Annotated in this window: 15 protein-coding genes and 2 tRNA genes; 16 read left to right on the forward strand and 1 reads right to left on the reverse strand. The window is 66.9% G+C overall.

From position 1 onward, the window contains the following. Positions 1-388: 388 nt before the first annotated feature. The 13 genes from dnaA to cutA all read left to right on the forward strand — a co-directional run bounded on the left by dnaA (position 389) and on the right by cutA (position 15,073). Positions 389-2,278, forward strand: coding sequence for a chromosomal replication initiator protein DnaA (dnaA, locus tag BLR41_RS10900; RefSeq protein WP_092627948.1), 1,890 nt, complete (start codon positions 389-391; stop codon positions 2,276-2,278). A gap of 1,270 nt (positions 2,279-3,548) precedes the next feature. Then, complete coding sequence (gene dnaN / locus BLR41_RS10910) at positions 3,549-4,670, forward strand: DNA polymerase III subunit beta (RefSeq protein ID WP_092627950.1); 1,122 nt, start codon at positions 3,549-3,551, stop codon at positions 4,668-4,670. 121 nt (positions 4,671-4,791) lie between these two features. Further along, positions 4,792-5,682, forward strand: a complete 891-nt coding sequence (gene gnd / locus BLR41_RS10915) for a phosphogluconate dehydrogenase (NAD(+)-dependent, decarboxylating) (protein ID WP_092627951.1) — start codon at positions 4,792-4,794, stop codon at positions 5,680-5,682. Between the two features lie 74 nt (positions 5,683-5,756). Next, a complete protein-coding gene (gene recF / locus BLR41_RS10920) occupies positions 5,757-6,932 on the forward strand; it encodes a DNA replication/repair protein RecF (protein WP_092627952.1) in 1,176 nt (391 codons plus the stop codon). A gap of 139 nt (positions 6,933-7,071) precedes the next feature. Then, a complete protein-coding gene (locus BLR41_RS10925; RefSeq protein WP_092628296.1) occupies positions 7,072-7,659 on the forward strand; it encodes a DciA family protein in 588 nt (195 codons plus the stop codon). 388 nt (positions 7,660-8,047) lie between these two features. Beyond that, on the forward strand, positions 8,048-10,021 hold the full coding sequence (gene gyrB, locus BLR41_RS10930) for a DNA topoisomerase (ATP-hydrolyzing) subunit B (protein ID WP_092627953.1): 1,974 nt from the start codon (positions 8,048-8,050) through the stop codon (positions 10,019-10,021). 118 nt (positions 10,022-10,139) lie between these two features. After that, on the forward strand, positions 10,140-12,635 hold the full coding sequence (gene gyrA / locus BLR41_RS10935; protein ID WP_092627954.1) for a DNA gyrase subunit A: 2,496 nt from the start codon (positions 10,140-10,142) through the stop codon (positions 12,633-12,635). A 159-nt stretch (positions 12,636-12,794) separates the two neighbouring features. Continuing rightward, positions 12,795-13,583 (forward strand): DUF3566 domain-containing protein, encoded by a 789-nt coding sequence (locus BLR41_RS10940; RefSeq protein ID WP_425426910.1) that lies wholly within the window; start codon positions 12,795-12,797, stop codon positions 13,581-13,583. A gap of 140 nt (positions 13,584-13,723) precedes the next feature. Further along, positions 13,724-13,797 (forward strand) — tRNA-Ile (locus BLR41_RS10945). A 66-nt stretch (positions 13,798-13,863) separates the two neighbouring features. Then, positions 13,864-13,980 (forward strand): DLW-39 family protein, encoded by a 117-nt coding sequence (locus tag BLR41_RS23125; protein ID WP_130468691.1) that lies wholly within the window; start codon positions 13,864-13,866, stop codon positions 13,978-13,980. Positions 13,981-14,079: 99 nt separating this feature from the next. After that, positions 14,080-14,155 (forward strand) — tRNA-Ala (locus BLR41_RS10950). 35 nt (positions 14,156-14,190) lie between these two features. Further along, complete coding sequence (locus BLR41_RS23130; protein ID WP_218120072.1) at positions 14,191-14,382, forward strand: helix-turn-helix domain-containing protein; 192 nt, start codon at positions 14,191-14,193, stop codon at positions 14,380-14,382. 457 nt (positions 14,383-14,839) lie between these two features. Then, positions 14,840-15,073, forward strand: a complete 234-nt coding sequence (gene cutA, locus BLR41_RS24000) for a divalent cation tolerance protein CutA (protein WP_092627955.1) — start codon at positions 14,840-14,842, stop codon at positions 15,071-15,073. 105 nt (positions 15,074-15,178) lie between these two features. On the opposite strand, the gene BLR41_RS23855 is transcribed toward cutA, so the two are convergent. Then, positions 15,179-15,775: a GNAT family N-acetyltransferase gene (locus BLR41_RS23855; RefSeq protein ID WP_218120073.1), complete on the reverse strand. Its 597-nt coding sequence runs from the start codon at positions 15,773-15,775 to the stop codon at positions 15,179-15,181. Between the two features lie 152 nt (positions 15,776-15,927). Between BLR41_RS23855 and BLR41_RS10970 the strand changes: the two genes are divergently transcribed. From BLR41_RS10970 to BLR41_RS10985, 3 genes are all read left to right on the forward strand, one after another. Then, complete coding sequence (locus BLR41_RS10970) at positions 15,928-16,521, forward strand: DinB family protein (protein WP_218120074.1); 594 nt, start codon at positions 15,928-15,930, stop codon at positions 16,519-16,521. Positions 16,522-18,105: 1,584 nt separating this feature from the next. After that, positions 18,106-18,495 (forward strand): VOC family protein, encoded by a 390-nt coding sequence (locus BLR41_RS10980; RefSeq protein ID WP_092627956.1) that lies wholly within the window; start codon positions 18,106-18,108, stop codon positions 18,493-18,495. A gap of 198 nt (positions 18,496-18,693) precedes the next feature. Beyond that, positions 18,694-19,167 carry a DUF1648 domain-containing protein gene (locus tag BLR41_RS10985; RefSeq protein ID WP_092628301.1) on the forward strand — a complete coding sequence of 158 codons (474 nt, stop codon included), beginning with the start codon at positions 18,694-18,696 and terminating at the stop codon, positions 19,165-19,167. The last annotated feature ends 98 nt before the right edge of the window (positions 19,168-19,265 follow it).

The raw sequence follows: 19,265 nt of genomic DNA on the forward strand, positions 1-19,265 counted from the left end.
CGCCGGGTCGGATTTCGCGACCGACGCAACAACCGAACGCCCGCATTACAGCGGGAGACTCAACGAGGGTACTTACTCGAACGCCGAGTCGAGCAGCCGGGGTGCCGGTCAACGACGGGACGGACACCGCCACCAGGGTAGCGCCGGAGGTTTCCGAAGCCGATCAAGGCCGCCCCCGAAGGGCTGGTGGAGCGCCGCGGACGCCCCCGACAGTCACGGGCCGCCGGCTCTGTCGTACCTTCGGCAGAGCTGTGGACAACTCTGTGGATACCTTGTTTCCACCTTGTCGTGCACAGGTGATTCGACCCGGAACCGGCCGAGCGGAACTCACGAGCCCGCCACCGGGGCATCCGGAGTCCCACGGCAACGAGGGGAGGGGAGCTCAGCGGTGTCGGACCACCAAGCAGATCTCGGCAGGGTCTGGGACGAGGTGGTGCACGAGCTGTCCTCGGGAACGCTCTCACCCCAACAACGCGCGTGGATGCGCGTGACGCGTCCCATCGGTCTGCTGGACGGGACCGCCCTGCTGGCGGCCCCCAGCGACTTCGCGAAAGAGGCCATCGAGCGCGCCCTGCGGGACCCGATAACCGACGCGCTCTCGCGCAGGCTCGGCCGAGAGATCTCGCTGGCCGTGAAAGTGGACACCGCCGTGCCCGCCCCCACGCGCCCCGTCACGCCGCAGTCCATGGGCGAGGAGGACGGCGAGGACGTCCCCGGCTCGATCGATGCCGAGCCGGAGCCCGAGCCGGACCCCGTCGACGAGGGCCGGTGGCAGTTCGGCCAAGTCGAGCTGCCCTACGAGACCGGCTACGGCGCTCCACCGGGAAACGGGCCGGTGGGCTACATCCCCACGGACGAGGCGCAGGGGTGGCACGGGAGGCCGAGCGAGCACCGGCAACGCCCCCACACCACGCACGAGACCGAGGACTACGGCAACACCGCCCACACGGGTTCGATCAGCGGGGCGCTTCCCCCTGCTCCACCGGAGCAGCACCGCCCCGGAAACACGGGTTCGGACTACTCCTGGCAGGGCATGACACCCCTGCCGTTCGGTCCGCAGTACCGGGCGGGGGAACAGCACGCCGACGGCGAGAACGACTCCGAACCGGAGGAGGACGAGGAGGGGGAGGCCCTGCGGGCGGCCAACGAGATCTGGCCGACCTTCGGCGGGGACAACAAACCGGAGCAGCAACAGGGGCAGCCCTACACGGCACCGAAGAACGGGCCCCCGACCTCCCAGACCCGGTTGAACGCGAAGTACACCTTCGACACCTTCGTGATCGGCTCCTCCAACAGGTTCGCGCACGCGGCAGCCGTCGCCGGGGCGGAAGCACCCGCGCGCGCCTACAACCCGCTGTTCATCTGGGGCGAGTCCGGACTGGGCAAAACCCACCTGCTGCACGCGGTCGGCCACTACACCCAGCGGCTCTTCCCCGGGATGCGGGTGCGCTACGTCTCCACCGAGGAGTTCACCAACGACTTCATCAACTCGCTGCGGGACGACCGGCAGGTGGCCTTCCAGCGGCGTTACCGGGATGTGGACGTGCTGCTGGTGGACGACGTGCAGTTCCTGGAGGGCAAGGAAGGCACCCAGGAGGAGTTCTTCCACACCTTCAACACGCTGCACAACTCGAACAAGCAGATCGTGGTCTCCTCCGACCGCCCGCCGAAGAGCCTGCACACGCTGGAGGATCGGCTGCGCACCCGGTTCGAGTGGGGACTGATCACCGACATTCAGCCCCCAGAGCTGGAGACCCGCATCGCGATCCTGCGGAAGAAGGCGGCACAGGACCGGTTGGCCGCCCCCGCGGAAGTGCTGGAGTTCATCGCGGCACGCATCGAGCGCAACATCCGGGAGCTGGAGGGCGCGCTGATCCGGGTGACCGCGTTCGCATCGCTGAACCAACAGCCGGTGGACGTGCAGCTCGCCGAGATCGTGCTGCGCGATCTGATTCCGGACGACGCCCAGCCCCCGGAGATCAGCACGCAGACCATCATGTCCATGACCGCCGAGTTCTTCGGCGTGACGGTGGACGATCTGTGCGGGCCGGGCAAGACCAAGGCGCTCGCCCAGGCGAGACAGATCGCCATGTACCTGTGCCGCGAGCTCACCGACTCCTCACTGCCCAAGATCGGCCAGAGTTTCGGTGGGCGGGACCACACCACGGTGATGCACGCCGACAAGAAGATCCGCAAGGCCATGGCCGAGCGGCGCCGGGTCTACGACCACGTGCAGGAACTCACCGCCAGGATCAAGCAGCAGGCCTCGTTCCTCTAAGCGGGTTTCGTCGGCTCGGGCTGCGTAGCGGGGCGCTTGGCGGAACCTCTCGCACCGCTCTCGCTCCGGGGAGGCCCGACATCGGGTAGCGATCTACCCAACGTCGGGGCCGTCCTCGCGAGAGCCGCACGCGAGAACCCGCGGCGGTGCCGACCGCGCGGGTGGTGGGGGCTCGACCTGCGGGGGTGGTCGGAGTTCGGCGCCGTACCGAAGAGATGGGCGAGTGGCCCGGCCTCGCCACGCGTCCGACCCACTCACCAGGGACACGCACGCTGCTTACTCGCATGGCCGCGTCCCGAGGACGGTCCCCGGATCATCGATTTCGCGAGAAATCGACCCCCACCCTGGCCAGTCCACATCCCGTACCGGGGTCTCTCCACAGCGGCGCGGTGATCTCGCGGGAACTTCCCGCCGTTCTCCGCCGTGGCCCAGTGGCTCGACACCTCCGCGGCTCTCTTCCGGCGAATCGGACGAAGTGCACGAAACGGGGGCGTGCACAACCTTGATCACGTTGCGTGCCCGGGGCGGGCAAAGATCACACAAATGTGAATTTCCACATCCGAACCCCGTCGAAAGTCACTCGGAAGTGGGGTTGTGCACAGCTTTCGGGATCCCCAAGGCTGCGCAGCAGCAGGGCTCGATCGCCCCACAAGCTGTACACAACAGTGGAGAACTTGCCCACAGCTACCCCCCAAGTTACCCACAAGATGTCCACAGATTTATCCACAACCTGATCGAGCGATCACAGCGTATCCACAAGCACTGGGGACAACCTGCGAAAATCTTGGGGATCGACTGTGGATCAACACCCCGCAACTGTGGACAACTCGGCTTGTGGACAAATTGGTCCACAGTGCCGCTTGTTCATCCCCAAGTTGCCCACAAGGTTCTCCACAGCGGGGTAGCGCCACTCAGCAGCGAAAAACCGGGTTGTCCCCAATATCCACAGGCCCTACTACGCCTGCGTTGTTTGGTTTTTCTCTTAAAGAGAGGGGAAACGAAGTAGGGCGGCGAGTCAAGATCAATTTTTCGGCTGCCCCGGACTCCACGAGCCGTGAAACCCCGGACCCACGTCATGGGCGCAGAGCGCACGCTCTACCGTGGGAGACCCATCGGGCCGAGAGCCGCCGCGGTTCCGCCGCGCTGGGTGGGGGCTCGAAGCACGATTCGCCGTACCCGCTTCGGTTCGCGGTGCACAGCACACCCGCATCCCGTTCGACCAGGCTCTCCACGACCGAGACGTCGTGGAACCGGAACCGAAAGGACACTCATGAAGATCCGTCTGGAACGTGACGGTCTCGCCGATGCTGTCGCCTGGGTCGCTCGTAGCCTGCCCTCACGCCCGCCGGTGCCGGTGCTGGGAGGGATGCTGCTGGATGCCGACGAGGGCAAGCTGACCATCTCCGGTTTCGACTACGAGGTCTCGGCGCAGGTCGGGGTGGACGCCGAGGTCGAGACCGGTGGCAAGACGCTGGTATCCGGCAGGCTGCTCGCCGACATCACCAAGGCGCTGCCGCAGCGCCCCGTCGAGATCACCGTCGACGGTTCCCGGGTGAGCATCACCTGCGGCAGCTCCCGCTTCAGCCTCCCCACCATGCCTGTGGAGGACTATCCACAGCTGCCGCGGATGCCCGAGCTCGCGGGCTCGGTGCAGGGCGACTCGTTCAGCTCGGCGGTGGCCCAGGTCGCCGTGGCCGCGGGCAAGGACGAGACGCTGCCCATGCTCACCGGCGTGCGGATCGAGATCAACAACGATCAGCTCACCCTCGTGGCCACCGACCGGTTCCGGCTCGCGATGCGCGAGCTCACCTGGCAGCCCACCGAATCCGTCGAGGACACCGAGGTGCTGGTTCCCGCGCGCACCCTGTCCGAGTCGGCCAAGACGCTGGGTGGCGCGGGGACCACCGTGGAACTGTCGCTGGCCTCCTCCGACGGGCTGCTCGGCCTGTCCGGAACCACCCGCCGCAGCACGACCAGGCTGCTGGACGCCGAGTTCCCGCCCTACCGCAAGCTGCTGCCCGACGAGTACGCCACCTCCGCCGTGGTCGACGTCGGGACGCTCGCCGACGCGATCAAGCGTGTTTCGCTGGTCGCCGAGCGCGGTACCCAGGTGCGGCTGGAGTTCTCCGAGAACGCGCTGCGACTGACCGCGGGCGGTGACGACGAGGGCAGCGCCGAGGAGGAACTCCCGGTCGAGTTCGAGGGCGAGCCGCTGACCATCGCCTTCAACCCGAGCTACCTGCAGGACGGGCTCTCCGCGCTGAAGGCGGACCGGGCCCGCATGCTGTTCACGACCTCCAGCCGGCCCGCCGTGATCAAACCGGCCGGTGAGGACGGCGAGGTGCTGCCCGGGTATTTGTACCTGCTCATGCCGGTTCGGATGCCGGGCTGAAAACGCAGCACGTTCACACGGCCCAACGCGGTGCGACGCCGGCTGCGACGACGTGGCTGTGATCCCGCCCCGGTGTGCTCCGTCGGGGTGAGGCCAGCGAAGTGTGTGAAAGGGAGTTTCGGTGCAACTGGGTCTGGTCGGTCTCGGCAAGATGGGCTACAACATGCGCGAGCGGTTGCGCGCGGACGGCCACGAGGTCGTGGGCTACGACCGTGACCAGCAGGTCGCCGACGCGTCCTCGATCACCGCCATGGTGGCCGAGCTCACCGCGCCGCGCACCGTGTGGGTCATGGTTCCGCACGGCGAACCAACCAGCAGCACCGTCCGGGAACTGGCGGGGCTGCTCGATGCGGGCGACCTCGTCATCGAGGGCGGCAACTCGCGCTACACCGACGACCGGGACAACGCGGCGTTGCTGGCCGAGTCGGGAATCTCCTACGTCGACGTCGGCGTTTCCGGCGGCGTCTGGGGTGCCGAGAACGGCTACGGCCTGATGGCGGGTGGCGAGACCGCCGACGTGCAACGCGCCATGCCGATCTTCGACACGCTGCGCCCCGCGGGCGAGCGGGCCAAGGGCTTCGTGCACGCGGGCCCGGTCGGCGCGGGCCACTACGCCAAGATGGTGCACAACGGCATCGAGTACGGCCTGATGCAGGCATACGCCGAGGGCTTCGAACTGCTCGCGGCATCGGACCTGGTCACCGACGTCGCGGGCACGATCAAGGCCTGGAGCCACGGCACCGTGGTGCGCTCCTGGCTGCTGGACCTGCTGGTCCGCGCCATGGAGCAGGACCCGGAACTGGAACAGTTGCAGGGCTACGTCACCGACTCCGGCGAGGGCCGCTGGACCGTCGAGGAGTCCATCAACCACGCGGTCCCCACCCCGGCCATCACCGCCGCGCTGTTCGCGAGGTTCGCTTCCCGGCAGGACGACTCACCCGCCATGAAGGCGGTGGCCGCGCTGCGCAACCAGTTCGGCGGTCACGCGGTGCAATCCAGCGACGGCGAGTGAGCCGCTGGTGGTGGTCGCGCTGCCGGCCACCACGTTCAACGCCCGGTTCGTGCCTCCTCGCCCCTAGGACCGTCGTGTACGTACGCCACCTGCAACTCACCGATTTCCGGTCCTGGCAGCACGTGGACCTTCCGCTGGACGCCGGACCGACAGCGCTGGTCGGCGCCAACGGTCAGGGCAAGACGAACCTGGTCGAGGCGGTCGGCTACGTGGCCACCCTCGGTTCGCACCGCGTGCCCAACGACGCCCCGCTGATCAGGCACGGTGCCGAGCGCGCGGTGGTGCGTGCGGCCGTGGTCAACCAGGACAGGGAACTGCTCGTCGAGCTGGAGATCGCCCCGGGGCGGGCCAACCGCGCGCGGATCAATCGCGGCTCGGCCACGAAACCGCGCGACGTCCTCGGCGTCCTGCGCACCGTGCTGTTCGCCCCGGAGGACCTGGCGCTGGTGCGGGGCGACCCCGGCCAGCGGCGGGACTTCCTGGACGAACTGCTGGTGGCCCGATCCCCGCGCTACGCGGGGGTGCGTTCCGACTACGAGAAGGTGCTCAAGCAGCGCGGCGCGCTGCTGAAGTCGGCGGGCGCGGCGCGGAGCGTCGATCCGACCGACCTGCGCACCCTGGAGGTCTGGGACGGCCACCTGGCCAAGTACGGCGCCGATCTCCTGGCGGGCAGGTTGGACCTGGTCGCCGACCTGATTCCGCACGTCAGGCGTTGCTACGCCGAGGTCGCGGCGGACGGGTCCCCGGCGGAGGAGGGGCCCGCCTCCCGGGTGGCCGAGCCTGCCTACCGCAGCAGCGTCCCGGGACTGCCCGAGGGGTACGGCACCCCGGAGGGCCCCCGTGCCGATCCCGGCACGATCGAGGCCGCGCTGCTGACGCAGCTCGGCGAGTCCAGGCAGCAGGAGTTGGAGCGCGGTGTGTCGCTGTCGGGGCCGCACCGCGACGACCTGGAGCTGGTGCTGGGGCAGGCTCCGGCCAAGGGGTATGCCAGCCACGGCGAGTCCTGGTCGTTCGCGCTCGCGTTGCGGCTGGCCTCGTATCACCTACTGTCCGAGGATGGTGCCGAACCCGTGCTGATCCTGGACGACGTCTTCGCGGAGCTGGACGCGCGACGCCGCGCCCGGTTGGCCCGGTCGGTGGCCGGGGCGGAACAGGTACTGGTGACCGCGGCCGTGGCCGAGGACGTTCCCGCCGAACTGTCGGGGGTTCGGTTCGACGTGCGCGAGGGGGAGGTGCGGCGTGCCGAATGAGTTCGGAGGACGTCCCCGGTCGGCGGCGGAGCGCGACGCGTTGTTCGCGTCCTGGCGGCCCGCACGCGCCGCAGCGGGCCCACCCGGCGGCGCGGACTCCGCGCGGGGAGCCACGGTTGGGGATCGAACTGTGGACAGTGTGGACAACTCGAAGAGCGCGTCGAGTTCCCACGACACCACATCTGCCGATCTCCGGGCCGTCGGACCCGAACCGGTTGGGGCCGCGGGCGAGCGGACGGCGGGCTCGGACCTGGCTCGGGCGGCGTTGCAGGCGGCGCGGGAGAAGTCCGGGGTACGTCCCCGTGGCCGGACCGCACGTCCGGGTGGCCGTACTCGGCGTGGTCGTGGCTGGTCGGGTCCCGACGCCGACGACCGGGATCCGCAGGAGCTGGGGCGGCTGCTCCGGCGGGTCGTCGATGCCAGGGGATGGTCCGAGCGGTTGACCGGCGGCCAGCTGTTCGGGCGCTGGGCGGAACTCGTGGGGGAGGAGATCGCGGCGCACAGCGAACCGGTCGAGCTGAGCGAGGGAGTGCTCACGCTGCGGGCGGAGTCCACGGCGTGGGCCACCGAGTTGCGGTTGTTGCAGCGCCAGCTCGTGCAGCGGATCGCGGACGGTCTCGGCAGCCGGGTGGTGCGACGGATCAAGGTGTCCGGTCCGGCGGCCCCCAGCTGGCGGCACGGGCCCCGGCACATCTCCGGGAGGGGACCGCGCGACACCTACGGGTGAGCCGCTTCGCGGGGGTGGCGGTGCGTGCCCGGGTGTCCGGGCGGCACCGGGGTCGTCCCGCTTTCAGGTGAGGTTCGCGCGGTTCGGGCACCCGGGTTGCACCTGGCGGCAGGCTACAAGTCAGAATCTTCCTGTCGTGTTCGCCGCCCTTTAAAGGTGTCCTGATCCGTTTTGGTCGCTCTGTGAGCAAGCCAGGGGTGTCCTTGGCGGCTTTCTGACAGGGCCGACCAGTAGAATGGCGGTGGGTCCGGTTCGTGCGTCGGTGTCGTGACGTTCCAGTACCGGGCGGTGGTGGGGTCGTACCGGCCCCGGCCCGCGGGCGGCTTCGCCGATCCCGCCGTGCGGGCCGCAGACTCAAGCAATTCGGCTCTAGGAGACTCCGAGGCCCGTGACAGCGAAGAAGAACGAATACAGCGCTTCATCCATCACCGTTCTCGAGGGCCTTGAGGCAGTCCGCAAGCGTCCCGGCATGTACATCGGCTCGACCGGTGAGCGCGGCCTGCACCACCTTGTGCAGGAGGTTGTGGACAACTCGGTGGACGAGGCGATGGCAGGCCATGCCAGCGAGGTCACCGTCACACTGCTCGCCGACGGCGGCGTACGGGTAACCGACGACGGGCGCGGTATCCCGGTGGACGAGCACCCCGTGGAGAAGAAACCCACGCTGGAAGTCGTGCTGACCATGCTGCACGCGGGCGGCAAGTTCGGCGGCGACAGCTACGCGGTCTCCGGCGGGCTGCACGGCGTCGGCGTTTCCGTGGTCAACGCGCTCTCCACCGGACTCGAGGCCGAGGTGCACCGCGACGGCCACGTGTGGCGGCAGCGCTACGAGGACTCGAAACCCGTCTCGTCGCCGGAACGGGGCGAGCGCACCGGCGAGACCGGCACCAGCATCACCTTCTGGGCCGATCCGGAGATCTTCGAGACCACACGGTTCGACGCCGAGACCATCGCCAGGCGGCTGCAGGAGATGGCCTTCCTCAACAAGGGGCTGCGCATCGTGCTGCGCGACGAGCGCGCCGCCGCCGAGGACAGCTCGGGGGAGGACGCCTCCGGCGAGTCCGCCCGCGCCGCCGAACGGATCTTCCACTACCCGGGTGGCCTGGAGGACTTCGTCGCGCACATCAACCACACCAAGGACCCCATCCACAAGAAGATCGTGAGCTTCAGCGCCGCCGGTGAGGGGCACGAGGTCGAGATCGCGATGCAGTGGAACGAGGGGTTCAACCAGTCGGTCTACACCTTCGCCAACACGATCAACACCCACGAGGGCGGCACCCACGAGGAGGGCTTCCGGGCGGCGCTGACCAGGGTCGTCAACTCCTACGCCAAGGAGAAGAAGCTCCTCAAGGACAAGGACGGCAGCCTGACCGGCGACGACGTCCGCGAAGGGCTCGCCGCCATCATCTCGGTCAAGGTCTCCGAACCGCAGTTCGAGGGGCAGACCAAGACCAAGCTGGGCAACACCGAGGTCAAGTCCTTCGTGCAGACCACCGCCTTCGAGTGGCTCAACGACTGGTTCGAGCGCAACCCGGCCGACGCCAAGAACATCATCAACAAGGCGGTCTCCTCCGCGCAGGCCAGGGTCGCCGCCCGCAAGGCCAAGGACCTGGTGCGGCGCAAGTCGGCGATGGACATCGGCGGGCTGCCCGGCAAGCTCAAGGACTGCCAGTCCAACAACCCCGACGAGTGCGAGCTCTACATCGTAGAGGGCGATTCGGCCGGCGGTTCCGCCAAGGAGGGGCGAGAGTCCCGCTACCAGGCGATCCTGCCCATCCGGGGCAAGATCATCAACGTGGAGAAGTCGCGGATCGACAAGGTCCTCAAGAACAACGAGGTCCAGTCGATCATCACCGCGCTGGGCACCGGCATCCACGACGAGTTCGACCTGTCCAAGCTGCGCTACAACAAGATCGTGCTGATGGCCGACGCCGACGTGGACGGGCAGCACATCCGCACGCTGCTGCTCACGCTGCTGTTCCGGTTCATGCGGCCGCTGATCGAGAACGGGCACGTCTACCTGGCCAGCCCGCCGCTCTACAAGATCAAGTGGCCGCGTTCGCAACCGCAGTACGTCTACAGCGACCGGGAGCGCGACGCGGTGCTGCAGCAGGGCGCCGAGGAGGGGCGCAAGCTGCCCAAGGAGGAGGGCATCCAGCGGTACAAGGGGCTCGGCGAGATGAACGCCCCCGAGCTCTGGGAGACCACCATGGACCCCGACAACCGCGTGCTGATGCAGGTCAGCCTGGACGACGCCGCCACGGCCGACGAGCTGTTCAGCGTGCTGATGGGCGAGGACGTGGAAGCGCGCCGCTCCTTCATCACCCGCAACGCCAAGGGCGTCCGACTGCTCGACGTCTGATCGGCGCCCGCGCCGAATCCCCACGACCCCGCGAGATCGCCCGGCGTGGCCGTGGCCGCGTACCCGACGGGGCCACCGGGCGAACCGCGACCGCCAACCCAGCGAAGAGAAGGACGGTATGACCGAGACCTTGCCCCCGGAGGGTGGCCGAGTCGAACCGGTCGATCTCCAGCAGGAGATGCAGAACTCCTACATCGACTACGCCATGAGCGTCATCGTGGCGCGGGCGCTGCCCGACGTGCGCGACGGGCTCAAACCGGTGCACCGCAGGGTGCTGTACGCGATGTACGACTCCGGGTTCCGGCCCGACCGCTCCTACGTGAAGTGCTCGCGCGTGGTCGGTGACGTGATGGGTAACTACCACCCGCACGGCGACTCCGCGATCTACGACACCCTGGTGCGGATGGCCCAGCCGTGGTCGATGCGCAACGTGCTCATCGACGGCCAGGGCAACTTCGGCTCGCCCGGCAACGATCCGGCCGCCGCCATGCGCTACACGGAATCCCGGCTGGCGCCGCTGGCGATGAGCATGCTGGCCGAGATCGACGAGGACACCGTCGAGTTCTCGGACAACTACGACGGCCGCACGCAGGAGCCCGACGTCCTGCCCTCGCGCATCCCCAACCTGCTGGTCAACGGCGGTGGCGGTATCGCGGTGGGGATGGCGACCAACATCCCGCCGCACAACCTGCGCGAGGTCGCCGACGGTGTGGTGTGGGCGCTGGACAATCCCGAGGCCGAGGACGATGAGCTGCTCGAGGCCATGATCGAGCGCATCAAGGGGCCGGACTTCCCGACCCACGCGATGATCATGGGCACCAACGCGATCGCCGACGCCTACCGCACGGGCCGCGGCTCGCTCCGGATGCGCGCGGTGGTCGACGTGGAGGAGGATGCCAAGGGACGCACCTCGCTGGTGGTCACCGAGCTCCCGTACCAGGTCAACCCGGACAACCTGATCGAGAACATCGCCACGATGCATCGTGAGGGCAAGATCTCGGGGATCACCGACATCGCCGACGAGTCCAACAGTCGGCGCGGGATGCGCATCGTGATCACGCTCAAGCGGGACGCCATCCCCAAGGTCGTGCTCAACAACCTCTACAAGCACACCCAGCTGCAGACCACCTTCGGCGTGAACATGCTGGCGCTGGTCGACGGTGTGCCCCGCACCCTGCGGCTGGACCAGGTGATCCGCTACTACGTGCGGCACCAGATCGACGTGATCGTGCGGCGCACCAAGCACCGCCTGCAGCGTGCCGAACGGCGGGCCCACATCCTGCGCGGGCTGACGCTGGCGCTGGACCAGCTGGACGCGGTGGTCAACCTGATCCGCAACTCCTCGACCGTGGACGACGCCCGTTCCGGGCTGATCGAGCTGCTCGGCATCGACGAGGAGCAGGCCACCGCGATCCTGGACATGCAGCTGCGCAAGCTGGCCGCGCTGGAACGGCAGAAGCTGCTGGACGAGCTGTCCGAGATCGAGACGCAGATCGCCGATCTCAACGACATCCTGGTCAAGCCGGAGCGGCAGCGCCAGATCGTGCGCGACGAGCTGATGGAGATCGTGCACAAGCACGGCGAGGAGCGGCGCACCCGGATCGTCCCGTACGAGGGTGAGGTCTCCATGGAGGACCTCATCGCGGACGAGGACGTGGTGGTGACCATCACCCGGACCGGTTACGCCAAGCGGACCCGGACCGATCTCTACCGGGCCCAGAAGCGCGGCGGCAAGGGCGTGCAGGGCGCCGCGTTGAAACAGGACGACATCGTCTCGCACTTCTTCGTGTGCTCCACGCACGACTGGATCCTGTTCTTCACCAACAAGGGGCGGGTCTACCGTGCCAAGGCGTACGAGCTGCCGGAGGCCAACCGCACCGCCCGCGGGCAGCACGTGGCGAACCTGCTCGCGTTCCAGCCGGACGAGCACATCGCCCAGGTGATGCAGATCAAGGACTACACCGCCGTCCCCTACCTGGTGCTGGCCACCAAGAACGGGCTGGTCAAGAAGTCCAAGCTCACCGATTTCGACTCCAACCGCTCCGGTGGGCTGATCGGTGTCAACCTCAAGGACGGCGACGAGCTGGTCGGTGCGGTGCTCTGCTCGCCGGAGGACGACCTGCTGCTGGTCTCGGCCGAGGGGCAGTCCATCCGCTTCAACGCCAGTGACGAGGTGCTGCGTCCGATGGGGCGGGCCACCTCCGGTGTGCTGGGGATGCGGTTCAACTCCGGGGACGAGCTGCTGGCCATGGGCGTCTGCCACGAGGACCGTTACGTGCTGGTCGCGACCCAGGGCGGGTACGCCAAACGCACCCCCATCGACGAGTACCCGGTGCAGGGACGCGGCGGTAAGGGCGTGTTGACCATTCAGCACGACCGGAAACGTGGCAGGCTAGTGGCAGCGCTCATCGCCGAACTGGAGGATGAGCTCTACGCGATCACCTCCACGGGCGGGGTCATTCGCACCACCGCCAAGGAGGTGCGCAAGGCCGGTAGGCAGACGAAGGGGGTGCGCCTGATGGATCTGGGCGAGGGGAACTCGCTGGTGGCCATCGCGCGCAACGCGGATGAAGCCGCCGATCCGGACGCAGCCGGCCCGGAGCAACGGAAGTAGGCGCGGGGCACCCCGCGTGGTAGGCAGCCGACGATCAGTGAAGGATCGCTCGTGACATCTTCGGACAAGCCGCAGGAATCGGAGTCTCGTTCAACCGGCGAGCAGGAAACGACCTCGACCACTACGACGGCGGAGGCGACCACCTCGGTTTCCGAGGGGATGTCCACGGACGCTGCCGAGAGCGGTGGGGATTCGCGTGGTTCTGCCGGTGGCGCGAAGGGCTCCCGGAGTGAGGTCGACGGTTCCGGGGCCACTCCGCCCTGGCAGCGAGCGGGTGGCTCGATGAGTACTTCCGCCGCCTCGGCGGACACCTCCTCGGGCACCACCGAGGTTTCGGACGACTCGGACGGGCAGCAGGGTGCGGACTCGGGGACGGGGTACGAGGAGGAGGAAACGCATCGGATTCCGCATCCGGCGGGTTCGGCCTCCCAGACCGGTTCGCAGTCCGCCGGTTCGCAGCCTGCCGGGGAAGCCGCCGGTGACGGTTCCGCCGCGGAGTCGCCCCGGCCGGGACTCTCGCTGGGCATGGGAGGCGGGGCTCGCGGTGGGGCGGCCACCCAGGGTGCGCCGCGTCGGCCGAGTCGCGGTCCCCGGCGGGCGAGCCTGCAGATCCGGCGGGTGGATCCGTGGTCGGTGCTCAAGCTGGCACTGATGCTCAGCGTCACGCTGTTCTTCGTGTGGTTGATCGCCGTGGCGGTGCTGTACGGGGTGCTCGGCGGTATGGGCGTCTGGGAGCAGCTCAACGGGACGTTCAGTGAGCTGACTCAGCCCGAGAACTCGTTGAGCGAGCCGTTGATCAGCCCGGTGCGGGTGTTCGCGGTGGCCTCGATGATCGGTGCGATCAACATCGTGCTGTTCACCGCCCTGGCGACCGTTGCCGGGTTCATCTACAACGTGGCGGCGGATTTCGTCGGTGGGGTCGAGGTGACCCTCTCCGAGCGGGAGTGAGGTTCCGGGTTACTCCCGGTTCCCCGGTTGACCTGGGGTTCCGGGAGTCCGTTCCGGGCTCGGTCGTCACTCGGGACGGTGAGGGGGACCCCCCTTTGGAAGACGATCGCGCGGGTGTGTAGTATTTGTAATCGCACGCAGGGCCTATAGCTCAGTCGGTTAGAGCGCTTTGCTGATAACGAAGAGGTCGGAGGTTCAAGTCCTCCTAGGCCCACGTGGCACGTGCCGCCGCTGCGATTATCGTGGCGGCGGCATACGTTCGTAGTAGGAGGCGTCCGAAGTGAAGAAGCTGCTCGTTCTCGCTGCTGTTGCCGGTGCCGTCCTGTTCGTCGTGCGTCGCAAGACCGCGGCCAAGGCGGAGGCCGACCTGTGGCGTGAAGCTACCGCGGAGGTCTGAGCGAACCGCGGTTCGGCCGTGCTTCGGGGTGTCTCACTACGGCACCACCGATCGGGCAACGTTGTCCGCGGGCCGTGGGGCAGTGCTTCGGCGCTGCGAGGGGACGTAGCTCAATCGGCAGAGCACCGCTTTTGCAAGGCGGGGGTTAGGGGTTCGATTCCCCTCGTCTCCACCATCGAAGGACCAGGTCACCAGGCCTGGTCCTTTTTCATGATCCATCCTGGGGCGCATCTGGGGCACATGCCGCAGCCCGGGCTTGCCGATGCGGCGGGTATCGGTGTGCGCCAGATCAGGCGATACGAGGTAGGCGAACAGCAACCTATCCTGTCGGCTGCTGTGGCGCTGGCGAACGCTCTCGGCATCTCGGCAGCCGAACTGGCCGGCGACTGGTGGGCTTCCTGACAGACGTCGAAGGACGGCGAAGAGGTCGTCACCCCCAGGAAGTCCGCATCGGGCAACAGGGCAACCTGTTCGAAGTCCACACCACCACACGCGGCATCGAAGGCGAAGACGGTGGCTACCACTGGCGTGGTGAGCTACGGCTGTGGGACAGCGAGATCCTTGTGGGCTGGTATGCAGCCGACGATGGTTCCGTCCGGTCCAAGGACAAGATGCCTCTCATCCTGCACGTGCACGGTAGCAACATGTGCGCTCGGTGGGTCGGTTTGAGCTATGACGGCCGGATCATGATCGGTCGGGGCGGCCATGGGCCGCAGCGAGTACGCCGCGCGAGGAGTAATCGAGCAGCTCAAGGAAGACGACAAATGAGCGCACGGGATGACGTTTGCGAAGTAGTCATCACGGCACCACGCTCCGAACGGCTCGCGGACTTCGGTAAGCGACTCGTAGATGATCGTCTCTGTGCGGCTGCCCACACGATTCCCCGTATCGAACCGCGTACCGATGGCGCGAGGAAGCCAACGACACAACCGAAGCGAGCGCCGCACTCCGGACACGTCGCACTCTCGTGAACGCCATCGTGAAGCGGACCAGGCAAGGGCACCCATACGAGTTCGCTTGTGTCGCCGGATTACCGATCATCGACGGCGATCAGGAATACGCGCGGTGGATCATCGACGAGACCAGCAACTGAGTCGCTCTCCACTGCGTGTTATGTCGGTCAGCGTATCCCAGACGCGGTGGATCTATGAACTGAGCTCTTCGTACTACCCGGGAATGGCGGACAGTTGGTCCTCTGTCAGGGGCGGTCGGTGTAGCCGAGTCGTATGGCGTCGGGGTCAGGATTGCCCGTATCAGGCACTCGATGACGCAGCCTTAGACCCACCTTTACCGCCACTTTCACCGAGCCGGTGTTGTGCTCGAGCAAGGGGGCTGCGACGGGTATGTCGGCTTCGCGCCGGTGAGCGTGCCTCACTGCTTCCTGAGTGAGTTCAGTGGTGTAACCGGGGCCCTGGGCATCAGTTGCGAACCTGTATCCGAGATTCCAGAACATTTGTCCACCGCGTAGGCTGCAACAGCCGTAACCGATGATGGGCGACGAATCGCGGACTCTGACCCTCCAAGTCCCCAAGCCGTCTCGGTCCCACTTTTGTTGCCGGGTATGGAGCATCGCTAGCCTCGCGTCGATGTCGTCGTGCCGAAGACTCGGAAAGTGAGTCCACACCTGAGGGTCAATGCAAATGTCGTGAAGGCCCTCGAGGTCACTGGCGGTTGGTCGGGCAAGATCAAGGCGAAGACTTCCGGAATGCCCCCGGTAACCTAGCCAGTCCCTCTGCCAGAGCGCAGCCGTCGATGTACCGATGCCGAGGTGCGGGCACGCATAACCCAAGGCCACCGGACACGGACGCGCCCAGCCTGCTTCTCAGTCGAGGAGGGACCACGATTCCGGCCGCGCGTAAGGATTCCGCGGATGTACGGGAGGGATCGCTCAGCGGACGCCCCAGGGCAAAATAGTCGTTGTCGGTCGATAGGGCTACGGTGTGCTGCGTGGTCAGTAAGACGTCCTCCGCAGGTATGGCAAGCGATCTGCTCCGGTACCTGCAAGAGGCCCGGGAGACTGTGTTGCGCGGGCTCGACGGACTCGACGAGTACGACGCCAGGCGCCCGCTCACACCCAGCGGGTCGAACATTCTCGGGCTGGTCAAGCATCTGGCGGGTATCGAGATCGGCTACCTCGGTGATTGTGTAGGGCGGCCCTCACCTATCTGCCTGCCCTGGGTAGAGGATGGCTCGATCTGGGACGACGCGGACATGTGGGCGACCCCCGAACAGTCCCGCGACTACCTCACTGGGCTCTACCGCCAGGCGTGGGAACACTCCGACACCTCGATTACGCAGCTGGGTCTGGAGACGCCCGCGCACGTCGCCTGGTGGGCCCCTGACCGGCGCGACACGACGGTCGGTCACCTGCTGGTACGCGTAGTTGCCGAAACCGCCCAGCACGCCGGCCACATCGACATCCTGCGCGAGAGCATCGACGGTCAGGGGGGTCGCAATCACGACGAGTACGGCAGCCAGGGTTACTGGGCAGGCTACGTCGCCCGGATCCAAGCTGCGGCCGATACCTACCGCAGCAGCTGACCAGCCGACGCAGGCGAGGACATCCGCCGATCGTAAAGAATCACCTAAAACCGACGTGTCGAGACCGCACAACTAGAACACCGAGCGAGCGTGTTCACAATTTCTCTACAGGATTCAAGAGCGGCCCCTGCCGAGGCCACCTGCCTACTTGCCCGGTGGGTCCTGGGGAGAGCCGCCAGCCCACGTGCCGGTGTGGTCGGCCCGACCGGACGCCGGGCGTGCGGCTGGTGCCGGTCCCGGCGCCGGTAGCCGACCGCGCATCGGTGCGCCCTGGTCTCGCGAGACGCCCCCTCCCTCATCCGCCGTTGGAGGATGGCGGCCAATCCGGTGAGTCAAGAGAGTCAGGCGGCTCCCCAAGCAACGCTGCGGCACGCACAGGTTCGGGCACTCTTGACTAACCGGCTTGCCCGCTGAAAGCGGTGGGATGTCGGATGAGGGAGGGGCTGGGTGATCGTCATCCTGAGCAGGTCGAACATCCGATGGAGGTCTTGATGGACTTTGATCAAGGGTTCTCAAGGACAAATCCTGACCGTCCGAGGCAGTTCAATGGCGCTGGCGAGGAGGTTGACTACTTCATATCGATTGTTTGCACCGATCGCGGGCAACACGAGCGAGTTCAGCTTACCGAGGCTCGTAGGATGCTTGATGGGCAACGCGGCATGAACCATGCTCTGAAGTGGTTCGCTCCGCCGCAGCGAGATGCGGAACCCCACACGTTCCTAGGTCGGGACTCATATGTGTTTCGGTGTCCCAAGTGCCCACGCACCCCGCAAGTTCAACGTGATAAGTGGTGGAGCCTTCTAGATGGAGCAGTGAAAGCGGACTTCGACGAACTCGAATCTCTCTTTTAAGCTAGAGAAGCTGCTATTAAGTGCGGTCCCCGGGCGCGGACGGGGTAACTTTCCGACTGGGTTGACTGTCCGGTTAACGCGCTTTAAGCCCGCTCATCCGGTGGGACATTGGATGATGTCCACTGGAGGACCGGATGGGGTATGGGGTAGTTCCAGAACGCTCTGATCACGAGTCTGTATTCACCCGTCGGCAGTCTCATTCCAAAGAGACGTTGTACCTTGTTGCGACTGAAGGCTGGGGGACTACCATCCGTTATGGTCTTCTATTGCTTGTACTACGAGGATCTGGTGTGGCGGGGGGTTGTCTGGCCTTTGTGATCGCACGGCACTTCGGCTGGTCGTGACCACTTCTCGTGGTTGCTCTGAGAGCTATGTGGCATAGGTTGGTTTGGGGCACACACCAGCGAACAGCGGCGACGAACAACAGAGAACAAACGGCACGGTGTCCAGCGATGCGCCGGTATAGATACCGGTAAGCGCATCGACCGCACCGCTTTTGCAAGGCGGGGGTTAGGGGTTCGATTCCCCTCGTCTCCACCATCGAAGGACCAGGTCACCAGGCCTGGTCCTTTTTCGTTCCCGGCCCTGGGCACGATCCGGCCGGCTGGGGGCCGAAAACCCTTCGCGCCTGCTCGACTCACCCGGTACGATCTCGAGCTGTTCCCAACGCGGGAGACCGCGAGATCCGTCCGCGGTCGCCCCTCGGTTCCTTCGCTGAGAGTAGGTTTCGTCAATGGCGTGTCGTATCGGTGAGCTCGTGCTCGATTGCCGCGACCCCGAGGTGCTGGCGCGGTTCTGGTGCGAGGTCCTGGACTTCGTGGAGCTGGGTCGCGAATACGCCGGGGAGGACTACGCCATCGAGATCGGGCCGCGCGAAGGGTTCGGCGGCCCGCAGCCGACGATCATCTTCCGGAGCGGGGGCGAGCCGGGCCAGGAGAAGTCTCGGTTGCACATCGACGTGAACCCCACCGACCGCGATCAGGCCGCCGAACTCGAACGCCTGATGAAGCTCGGGGCGCGTCCGGCCGACATCGGCCAGACCGGCGAGGAGCAGTGGAGCGTGCTCGCCGACCCCGAGGGCAACTCGTTCTGCCTGCTCAAGGCCCGCCTCAACCCGCTCTGACGGCGCTTCGTGCCCGGCGTGGTCGGTTTCTTCGTGGGTGGGTTCCGTCGCGCTCGACAAAATTTCACGAATGCCCGAGCGCTGTCGGATAGGGTGGTTGCCGGCGACGGTTCAGCGGGGTGATGCGCGATTTCCGGGGATTCCCGGCCACGGTTCCCGTGGCCGTGGTTGGTGCCGAGTCTCGTGCTCCTGGTCGGCATGAGTGCTTGGGGAGCGACGGTGTATCCCGAGCTGCCCGAGACGGTGCCCCAGCACATCGGCCCGACCGGGGTCGATGCGTGGGCGCGCAAATCCGTCGGCTCCGCCTTCGTGCCCGTCTTCCTCTACCTCGGAACCACGGTGCTGATCGCGGGCGCCGCTTTCGCCGTCGCACGGACCAAACCCGAGAGCGAGCTGCCGTCCACCGCTCGCACCGGGGCGGTCAACCGCCCCGCCACCCGAGCCTCGGCGGCGCGGCAGGCCAGGGCGTTCCTGGTGCTCAACGCCGCCCTGGGCACGGCGCTGCTGCCGCTGTGCGCCGTCCAGTGGCGCACCACACGGACGGTTGAGGTCGGCTGGTGGCCGCTCCCCGTGTTCCTCGTGCTCTTCGTCGCCGGGTTGGTGCCGCTTTTCCTCGCGGCTCGGTGGGATCGGTTGGCGAAGCGTCGAACCACCCGTTGGGACGCCGGCTGAGATTCCCGCCGGGCATCCCGCATGCGCACGGAAGCGGCACCTCCTCGATGACCCCCTCCCCACTGGGGGGTGGGGCTCGGTGCCTCGTGAATCCCGGA

Source organism: Actinopolyspora mzabensis (assembly GCF_900101095.1).
Taxonomy (GTDB): domain Bacteria; phylum Actinomycetota; class Actinomycetes; order Mycobacteriales; family Pseudonocardiaceae; genus Actinopolyspora; species Actinopolyspora mzabensis.

Coding starts and splice junctions, on each gene's coding strand:
- dnaN (WP_092627950.1), top strand. CDS start 3,549: ATGAAGATCCGTCTGGAACGTGACGGTCTCGCCGATGCTGTCGCCTGG.
- gyrA (WP_092627954.1), top strand. CDS start 10,140: ATGACCGAGACCTTGCCCCCGGAGGGTGGCCGAGTCGAACCGGTCGAT.
- BLR41_RS10940 (WP_425426910.1), top strand. CDS start 12,795: ATGTCCACGGACGCTGCCGAGAGCGGTGGGGATTCGCGTGGTTCTGCC.
- BLR41_RS23130 (WP_218120072.1), top strand. CDS start 14,191: ATGATCCATCCTGGGGCGCATCTGGGGCACATGCCGCAGCCCGGGCTT.
- BLR41_RS10980 (WP_092627956.1), top strand. CDS start 18,106: ATGGCGTGTCGTATCGGTGAGCTCGTGCTCGATTGCCGCGACCCCGAG.
- BLR41_RS10985 (WP_092628301.1), top strand. CDS start 18,694: ATGAGTGCTTGGGGAGCGACGGTGTATCCCGAGCTGCCCGAGACGGTG.